Origin of the sequence: Collinsella sp. AK_207A, from assembly GCF_902501965.1 — a bacterium.
Taxonomy (GTDB): domain Bacteria; phylum Actinomycetota; class Coriobacteriia; order Coriobacteriales; family Coriobacteriaceae; genus Collinsella.
Window position 1 is genome coordinate 27,824 of the sequence record NZ_CABWID010000016.1, and the last position, 13,558, is coordinate 41,381.

At 65.7% G+C, this 13,558-nt stretch carries 10 protein-coding genes; 5 read left to right on the forward strand and 5 right to left on the reverse strand.

The window, feature by feature from the left end:
* Positions 1–173: 173 nt before the first annotated feature.
* Positions 174–1,805 carry an L-glutamate gamma-semialdehyde dehydrogenase gene (pruA, locus tag GDJ97_RS05815; RefSeq protein ID WP_152070364.1) on the reverse strand — a complete coding sequence of 544 codons (1,632 nt, stop codon included), beginning with the start codon at positions 1,803–1,805 and terminating at the stop codon, positions 174–176.
* Between the two features lie 169 nt (positions 1,806–1,974).
* Complete coding sequence (locus tag GDJ97_RS05820; protein ID WP_152070365.1) at positions 1,975–2,562, reverse strand: uracil-DNA glycosylase family protein; 588 nt, start codon at positions 2,560–2,562, stop codon at positions 1,975–1,977.
* A gap of 176 nt (positions 2,563–2,738) precedes the next feature.
* On the opposite strand from GDJ97_RS05820, the gene uvrA reads away from it, so the two are divergent.
* Positions 2,739–5,630 carry an excinuclease ABC subunit UvrA gene (uvrA, locus tag GDJ97_RS05825; RefSeq protein WP_152070366.1) on the forward strand — a complete coding sequence of 964 codons (2,892 nt, stop codon included), beginning with the start codon at positions 2,739–2,741 and terminating at the stop codon, positions 5,628–5,630.
* Between the two features lie 14 nt (positions 5,631–5,644).
* Here the strand turns inward: uvrA and GDJ97_RS05830 are convergent, their stop codons facing one another.
* From GDJ97_RS05830 to GDJ97_RS05840, 3 genes are all read right to left on the reverse strand, one after another.
* Entirely contained in the window at positions 5,645–6,670 is a 1,026-nt protein-coding gene (locus tag GDJ97_RS05830; protein ID WP_152070367.1) for a low specificity L-threonine aldolase, read from the reverse strand.
* Between the two features lie 60 nt (positions 6,671–6,730).
* Positions 6,731–8,188 (reverse strand): endonuclease/exonuclease/phosphatase family protein, encoded by a 1,458-nt coding sequence (locus GDJ97_RS05835; RefSeq protein ID WP_193221330.1) that lies wholly within the window; start codon positions 8,186–8,188, stop codon positions 6,731–6,733.
* 109 nt (positions 8,189–8,297) lie between these two features.
* Positions 8,298–8,780 (reverse strand): DUF188 domain-containing protein, encoded by a 483-nt coding sequence (locus GDJ97_RS05840; protein ID WP_152070369.1) that lies wholly within the window; start codon positions 8,778–8,780, stop codon positions 8,298–8,300.
* 277 nt (positions 8,781–9,057) lie between these two features.
* Between GDJ97_RS05840 and GDJ97_RS05845 the strand changes: the two genes are divergently transcribed.
* The 4 genes from GDJ97_RS05845 (at position 9,058) to hemH (ending at position 13,457) form a co-directional block, all read left to right on the forward strand.
* Positions 9,058–9,918: an ABC transporter substrate-binding protein gene (locus GDJ97_RS05845; protein WP_152070370.1), complete on the forward strand. Its 861-nt coding sequence runs from the start codon at positions 9,058–9,060 to the stop codon at positions 9,916–9,918.
* Between the two features lie 159 nt (positions 9,919–10,077).
* Positions 10,078–11,448: an amino acid ABC transporter permease gene (locus tag GDJ97_RS05850; protein ID WP_226808862.1), complete on the forward strand. Its 1,371-nt coding sequence runs from the start codon at positions 10,078–10,080 to the stop codon at positions 11,446–11,448.
* Between the two features lie 10 nt (positions 11,449–11,458).
* Positions 11,459–12,244 carry an amino acid ABC transporter ATP-binding protein gene (locus tag GDJ97_RS05855; RefSeq protein ID WP_152070371.1) on the forward strand — a complete coding sequence of 262 codons (786 nt, stop codon included), beginning with the start codon at positions 11,459–11,461 and terminating at the stop codon, positions 12,242–12,244.
* Positions 12,245–12,464: 220 nt separating this feature from the next.
* The gene (hemH, locus tag GDJ97_RS05860) at positions 12,465–13,457 is read left to right on the forward strand and encodes a ferrochelatase (protein WP_152070372.1); all 993 of its coding nucleotides are present in this window, start codon (positions 12,465–12,467) and stop codon (positions 13,455–13,457) included.
* Positions 13,458–13,558: the final 101 nt, after the last annotated feature.

Sequence of the window (13,558 nt, forward strand, 5' to 3'; positions counted from 1 at the left end):
AGCTCTCCTCTCTGGGAAGCGGCCTTGCATGGCATCGAGGATGTCGTGCAAGGCCGCTTCCTTTTCTATGCCGGAGCGCCCGAAGCGCAGGAAATGCCCCGGCGGGCGGTCGATGTCGTCGACGCGCCCGCCGGGGCGGAAAAACGGGGTAGGGGATTTGCCGGGGCTGCGGCTTATTCCTCGGTCATGTAGGGATACGTGATCGCGGGACTCGGCGCATACGCTTCCTTCACGGCGCAGGGGCTCATCCAGCGATGCAGGTTGAGGGCGGTTCCCGCCTTGTCGTTGGTGCCGGAGTGGCGCGCGCCGCCGAAGGGCTGCTGGCCCACGGCGGAGCCGGAGGGCTTGTCGTTCAGGTAGAGATTGCCGGCGGCGTTGCGCAGCACCCATTCCAGGCGGGCGAGCTCCTCGCGGCCCTCGCAGTAGATGGAGCCCGTGAGGCCGTACTCGGAGGCATCGCACAGCGCGAGCGTCTCGTCGAGCTTGTCGTCATCGTAGGGATACACCGTCAGCACCGGGCCGAAGAGCTCGCGTTCCATGGTGTCGTAGTGAGGGTTCCCCGTCTCGATGACGGCGGGGTAGATGAACCAGCCGCGGTCGTCGTCGTGTCCGCCGCAGAGCAGCGTGGCATCCTCGGCGTCGCGGGCGGCGTCGATCGCGTCGGCGCAGCGACGGTAGGCGCGCTCGTCGATGACGGCGCCCAGCATGTTGCGGAAGTCGCAGGGGTCTCCCACCTTGAGCGTGGCAACGGCTGCGAGCAGCTTCTCGCGGACCTTGGGCCAGATGCTCTTGGGCACGTACGCGCGGCTCGCGGCAGAGCACTTCTGCCCCTGGTACTCGAAGGGGGAGAGGGCCAGGCAGGCGACCAGGGCGTCGATATCCGCCGAGGGGTGGGCGAAGACGAAGTCCTTGCCACCGGTCTCGCCCACCAGGCGCGGGTAGGTCTTGTAGGCGTCGATGTGCTCGCCCACGAACCGCCACACGTCGGAGAACACCTGCGTGGAACCGGTGAAGTGAAAGCCGGCGAAGTCAGGGCTGGCAAGCACGCAGTTCTGCAGCGCATCGCCGCGGCAGGGGATGAAGTTGATGACGCCGGCGGGAAGGCCCGCTTCCATGAGGACCTGCATGAAGCGCCAGCTGGCGAGCGCCGCCGTGGTCGAGGGCTTCCAGAGCACCACGTTGCCGCAGAGCGCGGGCGCGCAGGCCAGGTTGCACGAGATGGACGTGAAGTTGAACGGCGCCACGGCCACGACGAATCCCTCGAGCGGGCGGTAGACGACGCGGTTCATCTCGGTAAAGCCGGGTCGCATGGGCTGGTCGGCGTAGATCCGGCGTGCGTCGGCCACGCCGAAGCGCAGGAAGTCGGCGAGGGCGCAGGCAGATTCACCCTCGGCCTGGCGGACGACCTTGCTCTGCCCGAGCATGTTGGAGGCGACGATGCGGTTGCGCCAGGGACCCGCCACGAGCGCGGCAGCCTTTTCGAAGATGGCCAGGCGGTGCTCGGTGGAAAGCGCCTCCCAGGCTTCCTTGGCGTCCATGGCGGCCTTGATCGCAGCGGCGAGTTCCTCGGGTCCGGCGATGGAGAGCTCGGCGATAACATGGTGGTGGTCGTGCGGGAGCACGACGGGCACGGTCTTCTCGGTGTAGACCGGCTTGCCGCCGATGATGAGCGGGATGCGCTCCACGCCGGCTTGCTGGCGGGCGAGCTCGTCCTTGAGCGCCGTCTTCTCGGGTGAACCGGGCATGAAGCCGCGACCGGGCTCATTCGTCGGCCGCTCGAACTGATAGATGCTGTTGTTAGCCATGACGACCCCTCTCCCGGCGTCTCAGTTCCTGGCGCCGATATGCAATCCTAGGCCGATTCTATGCATGGCATGTTTCAGGCTGATAACGCGCGCAAACGGGCACGCTTTTGTAACCGGCTGGTTTCACGCACCACTCCGAATTGTCCTGAGCGGCGAGCACCGGTCGGCGCTACCGCAGGCGAGACGCCGCGCGCGGCGGGGAGAGTTCCGGCTGCCAGCGCTCGATGAGGCGCTCGAGCGTCCATGCGGCGTTCGCGGGGCTGGTGGAGGGCAGGACGATGGCGGGAAAGCCAGCTGCCTCCTCGAGGTAGCGATGGTAGAGGCGGCCGGCGGTCCCACCGTTGCAGACGATGCGCTCGATCTTCGCCGCATCGAGAACGCGTGCGAGGTCGGCGGGCGTCACGTTCCTGATGCTCGCGTCCGAGGAGCCCTTGATATCGCAGCTGTGGATCACGTCCCAGAGCGCGATGCCATGGCGCAGCAGGAGCGCCCGCTTGGCGGCTATGGATTGCTCGAGGGTGGCGGCAGCGGGTTCGGCGTCGTTCAGAGACCCCGCAGCCAGCGGGTCTCCCTCGTTTGGCGGGACGGGTTCGTTCAGACTGGCGGCGAGCACCCGCCAGAACCTGTTACGCGGATTGCCGTAATAGAAGGCGTTCGCGCGCGAGAGCGCGGACGGGAGCGAGCCCAGCACGAGTATGCGCGACCGGTTGTTGAACACCGGCTCGAGTCCATGGACAATATGCTGGTAATCGGCCATGCCGCCTCGTTCTCCGCATCGCTTCCGGACCAGCTCATCATAAAATGCGCCCAACCGCGCGGCAACGAGCATGCGCGGTTTGTGACGGCGCCACCTATCACGAACACGTGTCCGTATCGTGCGCTAGACTATAGACCTGCCAAAACGAGTGTTCTCATCCATGCGAGAGGTTCGCCATGTCAGATTCATCCATCGTCATCCGCGGCGCGCGCGAGCACAACCTGCAGGATATCGACGTGACCATCCCGCGCGACAAGCTCGCCGTCATCACGGGCCTCTCCGGCTCCGGTAAATCGAGCCTGGCCTTCGACACCATCTACGCCGAAGGACAGCGCCGCTACGTGGAATCGCTCTCGAGCTACGCCCGCCAGTTCCTGGGGCAGATGGACAAGCCCGACCTGGACTCGATCGACGGCCTTTCTCCGGCCGTGTCCATCGACCAGAAGACCACGAGCAAGAACCCGCGCTCCACGGTGGGCACGGTCACCGAGATCTACGACTACCTGCGCCTGCTCTTCGCACGCATCGGCACGCCGCATTGCCCGGAGTGCGGCCGCGTGATCGAGCGCCAGACCACCGATCAGGTGGCGGATAAGATCCTCGCTGCGGGTGAGGGTCACCGGGCGCTCGTGCTCTCGCCCGTCGTGGTGGGGCGCAAGGGCGAGTTCGCCAAGCTGCTCGAGGACCTGCGCGCCCAGGGCTACTCGCGCGTGCGCGTGGACGGCGAGGTGCGCTCGCTCGACGACCCCATCGAGCTCGACAAGAAGTTCAAGCACACCATCGAGGTGGTGGTGGACCGCATCGTCATACGCGAGGGGAGCCTTGGCCGCATCGCCGAGGCGGTGGAGACAGCCACCAGGCTGGCGCACGGCAACATGGCCGTCTACCTGCTGCCCGATCGCGATGCACCCGAGGGAACCGAGGGCGAGCTGCTGCAGTACTCGCTGGCGCTCGCGTGCCCCGAGCACGGTCACTCCATCGACGACCTGCAGCCGCGCGATTTCTCGTTCAACGCGCCCTACGGCGCCTGTCCGGAGTGCGACGGCCTAGGCTTCAAGAAGGTGGTGGACGCCGAGGCGCTGATCGAGGACCCCAACCTCTCGGTGGACGAGGGCGTGTTCGGCTCCTTCTTCGGTAAGTCGAACTACTACCCGCAGATCTTCCACGCGCTCTGCCTGCACCTGGGCGTAGACCCGTCGACGCCGTGGAAGAAGCTGCCGGCGAAGGTCCGTCGCGTCTTCCTGGACGGGCTCGGCAACGACAAGATGCGCGTGGACTATCACACCAAGGACGGCCGCGACACGTACTGGTTCACCAAGTTCTCCGGGGTGCGGAACATCCTCTACGAGCGCTACACGGAGTCCGAGAGCGAGTCTACCCGCGCCAAGCTCGAGAAGTACATCCGCGAGGAGCCGTGCACCGCATGCCACGGCGCGCGCCTGCGGCCGGAGATGCTCGCCGTCACGGTGGGCGGTAAGTCCATCTGCGACGTGTGCTGCATGAGCTGCAAGCAGGGGCTCGCGTTCTTCGAGGGGCTCGAGCTGACCGAGCGCCAGCAGTTCATCGGCGGGCGCATCGTCAAGGAGGTCATCGAGCGCCTGCGCTTCCTGGTTGATGTGGGTCTGGACTATCTCACGCTCGACCGCGCCTCTGCCACGCTTTCCGGCGGCGAGGCGCAACGCATTCGCCTGGCCACGCAGATCGGTGCAGGCCTCATGGGCGTGCTCTATATTCTGGACGAGCCGTCCATCGGCCTGCACCAGCGCGACAACGAGCGCCTCATCGCCACGCTCGAGCGCCTGCGCGATATCGGCAACACGGTCATCGTGGTCGAGCACGACGAGGATACCATCCGCGCGGCGGACTACGTGGTGGACATGGGCCCCGGTGCCGGCGAGCACGGCGGGCGCGTGGTGGCGGCGGGAACGCCGGAGCAGATCATGGCCTGCCCGGACTCGCTGACCGGCCAGTACCTCACCGGCAAGCGGATGATCCGCGTGCCCGAGAAGCGGCGCAAGCCCGGCCGCGGGGCGCTCAAGATCACGGGCGCCTCCTGCAACAACCTCAAGAACGTGACGGCGAAGATCGAGTTCGGTACCTTCACGGTGGTGACGGGTGTTTCCGGTTCCGGCAAGTCGAGCCTGGTGACCGATACCATCGCCCCGGCGCTCACCAACGCCATCCAGCGTTCGGCCCGTCCGGTGGGTCCCTACAAGAAGCTCGAGGGTATCGAGAACATCGACAAGGTAATCGATATCGACCAGTCGCCCATCGGCCGTACCCCGCGCAGCAACCCCGCCACCTACATCGGGCTCTGGGACGATCTGCGCGCGCTCTTCGCGAGCGTACCGGAGTCCAAGGCACGCGGCTACTCGCCCGGGCGCTTCAGTTTCAACGTGTCCGGCGGCCGCTGCGAGGCTTGCAAGGGCGACGGCCAGATCAAGATCGAGATGCACTTCCTGCCCGACATCTACGTGCCCTGCGAGGTGTGCCACGGCAAGCGCTACAACCGCGAGACGCTCGAGGTGAAGTATCGCGGCAAGTCCATCTCGGACGTGCTGGACATGAGCGTGACGGAGGCGTTGGCCTTCTTCGGCAACATCCCGCAGATCAAGCGCAAACTTCAGACGCTCTACGATGTGGGCCTGGGCTACGTGAAACTCGGCCAGCCGGCGACCACGCTCTCCGGCGGCGAAGCGCAGCGCGTGAAGCTTGCTAAAGAGCTGCACCGCAAGCAGACGGGCAAGACCTTCTACATCCTGGACGAGCCGACCACGGGCCTGCACTTCGAAGACGTGCGCCAGCTCATCGACGTGCTGCAGCGCTTGGTCGACGCAGGCAACACGGTACTCGTGATCGAGCACAACCTCGACGTGATCAAGGTGGCCGACCGGCTCATCGACATGGGTCCCGAGGGCGGCGACGGCGGCGGGACCGTGGTGGTGTCCGGAACGCCTGAGCAGGTGGTCAAGTGCGAGCAGAGCTACACGGGTCGGTTCCTCGGCCCCATCCTCGCGCGCGACCGCGCCCGCCAAAAGGAGATGGATGCCGCTGCGGCAAAGGCGTAGCGGCATCCTGCCGGCTAGAGGAGGCTGATGAGCTCGTCCACGTCCTCCTTGCGCGTGGCCCAGCTCGTGCAGAAGCGGATGACCTCGCGCCCGTTGGGAAGCGCCTCCATGAAGCCGAACTCCACGCGCTTTGCGAGCTCGGCAGCCTGCTCGGGCGTTACGCTCACCATCACCTGGTTGGTGGTCGAGGGCTTGAAGAGCTCGTATCCGCGCTCCGCGAGCGCGGCGCGGATACGGTCGGCGCAGGTGTCGCCATGCGCGCCCAGGCGCTCGTAGAGGTTGTCGGTAAAAAGCGTGTCGAACTGGATGCCCAGTAGCCGACCCTTGGCGAGCATGCCGCCGTGGATCTTCGTGATGGTGTAGAAGTGGGGGATGAGCCCCGACTTGGGGAACACGACGGCTTCGCCGAAGAGGCAGCCGACCTTGGTACCGCCGATGTAGAAGACGTCCGCCAGGCGCGCGAGGTCGGGAAGGGAGACGTCGTTGCCCGCGGCTGCGAGCGCATATCCCAAGCGCGCGCCGTCGATGTAGAGCTTGAGGTTCGCATCATCGCAAGCCCGCCGGATGTCCTCGAGCTCGGCGAGGGTGTAGAGCGTGCCGTACTCCGTGGGTTGCGACACGTAGACGGCGCCAGGCGCCACCTCGTGCTCCCAGTTGGCGTCGGCGTAGAACACGTTGACGAAGCTGCGGACGGCGTCTCCCGAGAGCTTGCCGTCCACGCCGGGGACGGTGAGCACCTTGTGCCCGCCGTGCTCGATCGCCCCCGCCTCATGCACGGCGACGTGTCCGCTTTCGGCTGCGAGGACGCCCTGCCAGGGCTGGAGCAGCGATGAGATGACGGTCTCGTTGGTCTGGGTGCCGCCGACGAGAAAATGAACCTCGGCCTCTGGCGCGTTGCAGGCGCGGCGAATCCTCTCTCGCGCGCTCTCGCAATACGGGTCGCGACCGTAGCCGGCGGTCTTCTCCATATTGGTGCGGGTGAGCGCGTCGAGGATCTCGGGCGCCGCCCCCTCCATGTAGTCGCTGACGAATTGCTGCATCGCAACCTCTTTTCCGTTGCAGGCCTGATTCTTACGATCGTGTTTGGGAGCAGCCTCGCATCAGCTCGCCTCGAGCGTGGCGAGGAGTGCCTGGTGATCGGTGCCGGCGATCTCCACCGTCTGGAGCGAGCTCACGGTGATGCCGGAGTTCTTACTGTAGACGATATGGTCGATCTCGATGATCGAGGGAATCGCGCTGTTGGCGGGATAGGTCATATGGAACCCCTCGCCCGCCTGCTCGGAGGCGTCCACGAAGGTGCTGCCCAGGAGCTCGCGGAAGCGCGCGTGGTCCCAGGTTGAGTTGAAGTCTCCCATCACCAGGTAGGCATGGTCGTAGTTGGAGAGGGTGCCGATCACGGAGAGGCCCTCGTTCCAGAGGTCCTGCGCACCGCGCGTGGGGGAATTGGGGTGCACACTCACCACGCGCACGGTGGTGCCGCCGATCTGGATATCCACGGCGGGCATGGAGCTCGTCTCGATGGGCAGCAGGTTGTAGGACACGTTGCTCATGGAGGCTGCGGTGAAGATGCCGTTCCGCCCGCCGTTGCTGATCGCGCTCGCTTCGTCGGAGACGATGTAGTGGGGGAGCACGTCGGTGATGCCGGCGGCGAGGAGGTCGTTCACCATGGTGGTGGTGAGCTCCTGCAGGCAGAGGACCTCCACGTGCTGGGCGCGGCAGGTGTCCACGATCTCCTGGGCGCTCGCGCTGCCGTTGAGCGTGTTCACCGTCATGATGCGCGCGTAGGCGTCGTCGGTGGTCGAGCTGCTTGCAACAGCGGTCTCCGCGGCCCGGGAGACGCGGGCGGTGGGAATCAGATAGCCTGCATGCCACCAGCCGTTGACGCCGAGCGCGAGCGCGCAGACCACGAACAGGATGCGGCGGCGCCAAAGCGCGGCGAGGACCAGGCAGAAGATGGAGGGGACCAAGGCGAGCGGCATGAACGAGACGAGCTCGGGCACCATGCGGCCCGTGGAGTGGTCGAGCGGGATGAGCCTGAGCCCCATGAAGGCTATGGTCGCGAGTACGATGAGCCAGAGCAGGGCGGCGGCGCAGCCGTGGCGCGCAGGCTTCGGCGGGCGCGGTTCGCGTGCGGGACGATGCGGATCGTTGCCGGGAAGGGTCGCTCCGTCCCGGCCGCCGAGTACGCTTTCGCGAAGCGGTCGGGGCGATTCGACCGGGACCTGAGCTGCGCGTGGCATACGCTGCGGCGCGGTGTCCGAGGGCGAGACCGGAACGTGTGCGAGGGGGCGCAGCGATGCGGGGGCGATGCGCGTGCGGTCGGGGAGACCCTCCGCTGCCTGTGCGCCGGCGCCATGTGCATAGGCGGACGGGCGGTATGCGGGGGCACCGTTGGCTGTGGAGGCGTTGCTCGGAGCGGTGGCGTTCGAGTCGGGCGCGGACACGGTATCCGGTACGGGCGGCGTGCCGGGAGAGGCAGCAGATGCTTCTGCCCAGGCCTCATCGGACATGGGCGCCCACTGGGCATCGGATGGATTGGTTCGGCGCGGATCGTCCATGTGGCCCCCTCTCAAACGACGGGGCTTCATGCTAGCGGAACGCGCACGCGCCCCGGCTCCGTCTGGCCGGTTTCCACGATGGCGACAAAGCGGGGCCGGCGCGCGCTTTTTAACCCAGGAGGCGCGTGAGGTTCTCGCGGAAGCGCCGCCGGTCCTCGGAAGAAAACGCCGCGGGCCCCCGGGTGCGGCCTCCGGCACGGCGCACCTTCTTCTCCTCGTGGCGCACGAAGAGCTCCATATCGATGGTTTCCTTGCGAAATACGTGCCCCCGCACGCTGATCGCCGCGGCCCCGCGTCCGAGGACCATGCTCGCCAGCCCGATGTCCTGCGTGACCACCACGTCACCGGCGCTCAGACGCCCAACAATCGCGAAATCGGCGGAATCCGCGCCCACGGAGACGTCCAAAACGCCTACCCAGAAGCCCCGGCGCGCATGCTCCGGGTCGCGTGGGTCGTCGCGCCGAATGCGGCGCTCCAGGTTCTGCGTGCTGTTGCCGGCGATGACGACCGGCCAGCCCGCCCGTCGGGCGGTATCCAGAGCCTCCCGCGTGACGGGGCAGGCATCGGCATCGATGAACAGGGTTCGTGACATGGGCGTCCTTCCGAGCGCGTTTCCACCTATTGTACCGGTCGCCACTGCGGTGCGCTCCCGGCCCACGCACCCATGCCGGCGCCTCCCAGTCCATCTGTAACCCGACAGAAACCATATCGTAAACAGATGGCCCCATTTATGCATAATCGATACTCAATAGAAACAAACGGGCAGGAACGTTTGAACATCGTTGCATAAAACGCCATACTAGGTCACACCTTATGCGCCAGGCGATATGATCTGGCGCGGGGGAATGGATAAGGAAGGGGTACTCCTCATGCTCAACCAGTCAGTCTCGCGCCGTCAGTTCCTCGGCCTCGCCTCGGGCTTCGCCGCCATCGCCGGCCTCGGCCTCGTCGGGTGCGGCGGCAGCTCCACGTCCGGAACCTCGTCTGCCGGCAGCTCCGCCGGATCTGCCGCTTCGAGCTCCAAGGACGGCTACACGCTCGTGAAGGACGGCACGCTCACCGTCGGCACCGCCGCCGAATACGAGCCGTTCGAGTACATGGAAGACGGTCAGTACAAGGGCTTCGACCTGGACCTCATCCAGGACATCGCCAAGAAGCTGGGCCTCACCGTCGAGTTCGCCAACGTGGACTTCGACACGATCGTCCCGGGCGTCTCCTCCGGCGCCAAGTACGATGTGGGCATCGGCGCCATCACCGTCACTCCGGAGCGCAAGAAGGAGGTCGACTTCACCGACTCCTACTACATGGATGACCAGGCCATCGTCACCATGAAGGACAACGCGGACATCACGGGCGACAACTACAAGGAGAAGCTCGACTCCGCCGACGCCAAGATCGCCGTGCAGTCCGGTTCCACGGCCGAGGCCTTCGCTAAGGAGAACTTCCCCAATGCCGAGCTCGTGCCGTTCAAGAACGCGACCGACTGCTTCTCGGCGCTTCAGGCCGGCCAGTCCGTGGCGCTCGTGACAAACCGTTCCGTCGCAGCCCAGCTCGTGGCCACTTCGTTCGATAACGAGCAGGTCGTCAAGCTGATCTCCACGGGCGAGGAGTACGCCATCGCCGTCAACAAGGACAACAGCGGCTTGAAGGACGCCATCAACAAGGCGCTCAAGGAGCTGACGGATGACGGCACCGTGGATAGCCTGATGGGCCAGTACAACATCAAGTAAGCAGAGGAGCTGGTCGCGCGGACGGCGACCGCTCACGAACGTGCAGCGGCCCTTCCCGTATAAAAGGGGAGGGCCGCTGCATAAAACGGGTATTTTGCCTTTCATGTATCGCATTTGTATGCAAACATGTTCGTTCGTTGGAAGTTGTTAGGAGACAACGTGTCTGGATCAGATGAGAGGGCTCGATCGATGCGCGCCGCGCGTTCGATTCGATCGCTCGCGCTCACCATCCTTACGGCGCTCGTGCTCGCGGCGGGCGCTTTCTCGGCGCCCGCGCCCGCGTGCGCCATGCAAGTGGAGAAACTGTCCGCGCAGCCCAACGCCGACACCGGAAGCGATGTGATCGGCGGCGTGGACACGCGCATCACCTGGGAGCTCCAAGCTGATGCCGACGAGGAGGTCTCCCAGCTCACCCTTACGTTTCCCGAGGGGACGACCTTCACCACCGAGGACGCGCGCGTGACGCTGCTCTCCGGTGAGGATCTGATGGAGCGCGAGTTCCCCAAGGCCACCTACGAAGCGGACGGCCAGACCCTCACGGTGAAGTTCTCGGAGCCCACCGCTGCGGGGCGCTACCTGCGCCTCGAGGTCTACGGGGTGCAGTTCCCCACGGCCGGCGGCGATATGACGCTCACGGGCACCTATGAGCTCGCCGACGGCAAGAGCCACGACGCCCAGGACATGCCGCAGGTCAAGGTCCGCAAGACGTCGGTGGTCGATCAGATCGAGCAGGCGCTCGAGAGCAATCCCGGCGTGCAGGCGTGGAACTCCAACCGCTTCCTGCGCCTCTTCCTGAACCCCGTGTTGATCTTCACGAGCCTGCCCATCGTGTTCCAGGGCTTCCTCATGGCGCTCGCCGTGGTGTTCGTGGCGTTCCCGCTGGCGATTCCCTTCGGCTTCTGCCTCTCGCTCATGCGCATTTCCAAGTCGCGCGTGCTCCGCGCCATCGCGAGCATCTACGTGAACATCATTCGCGGTACACCTGAGTTCCTGCAGATCTACATCGCGTTCTTCGGTCTGCCGCTCGCGGGCGTGAACATCGGCAACTATCCGCTGGGCGTCATCGTCATGGCCATGAACGCGGCCGCCTACCTCTGCGAGGTCTTCCGCGCCGGTATTCAGGCCATCCCCAAGGGGCAGAACGAGGCTGCGCGCAGCCTGGGCATGAACGCCTTCCAGACCATGGTCTCCATCATCATCCCGCAGACGTTCCGCAACGTGATCCCCACCCTGACGAGCGAGTTCATCCTGCTTTACAAGGACACCTCGCTGCTCGCCGCCGTGGGCGTCATGGAGATCGTCATGTACGCGAAGACGATCGTGGCAACGACGGGCTCCATTACCCCCTATGTTGTCGCGGCTCTCTTCTATCTGGTTATCACGCTGCCGCTGACCAGCCTGGTCAGTAAGCTCGAGGAGCGCCTCTCCGGTGCGGATGCCGGTACGGTCACGCGCAAGAGCAAGCGCATGAAGATCAACAACACCGGCTCTGGCGCGGCCCTGCCTGTCGTCAACCGTCCGGACCTCTAGGGAGGAAGAGATGACCAAGACAAGCGAGACGGTCCAGACCGCTACCGGTAAGGGCGTTTCTTCCCCGGAAGTCGTGGTGAGCATCAAGAACCTGCAGAAGAGCTTCGGCGATAACGTCGTTCTGCGCGACGTGAACCTTGACGTGCACCGCGGCGAGGTGGTCGTGGTGCTCGGGCCCTCCGGCTCCGGCAAATCCACGATGCTCCGTTGCGTGAACCTGCTCGAGACCCCCACGGGCGGTCAGGTCTTCTTCGAGGGACAGGAGATCACCGCCAAGGGCGTGGACGTGAACCGCGTCCGCACGCACTTAGGCATGGTGTTCCAGCAGTTCAACCTGTTCCCGCACCTCTCCGTCAAGAAGAACGTGATGATCGCGCAGCAGAAGGTGCTCAAACGGAGCAAGGAGGAGGCTGCGAAGATCGCCGTGGAGGAGCTGACGAAGGTCGGGCTCGCCGAGCGCATCGACTTCATGCCCAGCCAGCTTTCCGGTGGCCAGCAACAGCGTGTGGCCATCGCCCGTGCCCTCGCCATGAACCCGCACGTGATGCTCTTCGATGAGGCGACTTCCGCCCTCGACCCCGAGCTCGTGCGCGACGTCCTCGGCGTCATGCGCGACCTGGCGCGCGGCGGCATGACGATGATCGTGGTGACCCACGAGATGGGCTTTGCCCGCGAGGTCGCCGACCGCGTGGTCTTCATGGACGGCGGCGTGATCGTGGAGGAGGGTACGCCGACCGAGGTGTTCGACCATCCCAAGCACGAGCGCACCAAGGACTTCCTGGGGCACATCGCGTAATCGCTTTCCCGCATTCATGCACCGAGCCGGCCATGCGGGCTTCCATGTGGCCGGCTTTTCGTTCTGAACGGCGGCGGCGTTCCCGGCGGACCAGGCTCCCCCTGCCGCCTGGAACAGCTCTGCGCGACTATTCTCAAACGAGGACAATACGCGCTGTCGCGGCAATGAGGTCTTTGTCGTACCATATGCGCGTCACATCGAGGTCGGGGAGGTCGTACGTATGAGTACATTCGAGCGCGTCGGGGCATTGCTGGTCAACACCGGCTCGCCTGCAGCACCCGAGCCCGCAGCCGTCAAATCCTATCTGGCGGAGTTCCTCATGGACGAGAACGTCCGACCCATGGCCGCCGTGCCCTGGTGGCTCATCCTGCACTGCTTCATCCTGCCCAAGCGAAAGGTCCGCTCGGCGGCCAAGTATGCCGAGATCTGGGGCGCGGAGGGCTCGCCGCTCATCGTGGGCGCCCGGCACCTGGCGTCGCGTACCGAGGCCGAGCTGCGTCGGCGCTACGACGGGTCCGCCCCGCTCGTGCGCGCCGCCATGAGCTATGGGGAGCCCAACGTGCGCACGGCTCTGGCGGAGCTGCGCGATGCGGGCTGTTCGCGCATCATCGTGCTGCCGCTTTACCCGCAGAGCGCCAAGTCCACGACGGGGACCGTCGTCGCGCGCGTACGCGCGGCGCTCGCTTCCCTCTCGTGGTCGCCGGTGCTCGATGTGGTGGATTCCTATGGCAACGAGGCTGGGTACCTGGATGCCATCGCGGGCAAGCTGCGCGGTGTCGGTCTTGACCCCGCGCGCGACCGGGTGATCTTCAGCTTCCATTCCGTGCCGCAGCCCGACGTGGAGGCGGGGGATACCTATCCCGCTCAGGTGGATGCGAGCTGCACCGCTATCGCCGACCGCCTGGGCCTCGCGCGCGATCGGTTGTCCGTTTCCTTTCAGTCTCCCTTCGAGGACAGCCGTACGTGGCACGGGCCCTTTACGGTGAATCGGCTGGCGGACGTCGCCGCCGCTACGGAGGGGCGCCTGTTCCTCATCTGCCCCGGCTTCTCCATCGATTGCCTGGAGACGCTCTACGACGTGGAGCACGAGTTCCGCTCCCGTGCGGAGGCGGCGTTTGCGGGCGAGGGCCACGAGTTCGTCTACGTGCCCTGCCTGAACGCTGACGATGCCGCCGTGCGTCTCATGGCCGGGCTCATCGACGCGCGCCTGTAGGCCGCTCGCCCCGCGCGCCCGGCGCCATGCGCCGTCCGCTCTCCCATCCGGCTGGACCGTGCTACCATCAGGGGCAATGAATTCCTGCTAGAGGGAGGTCT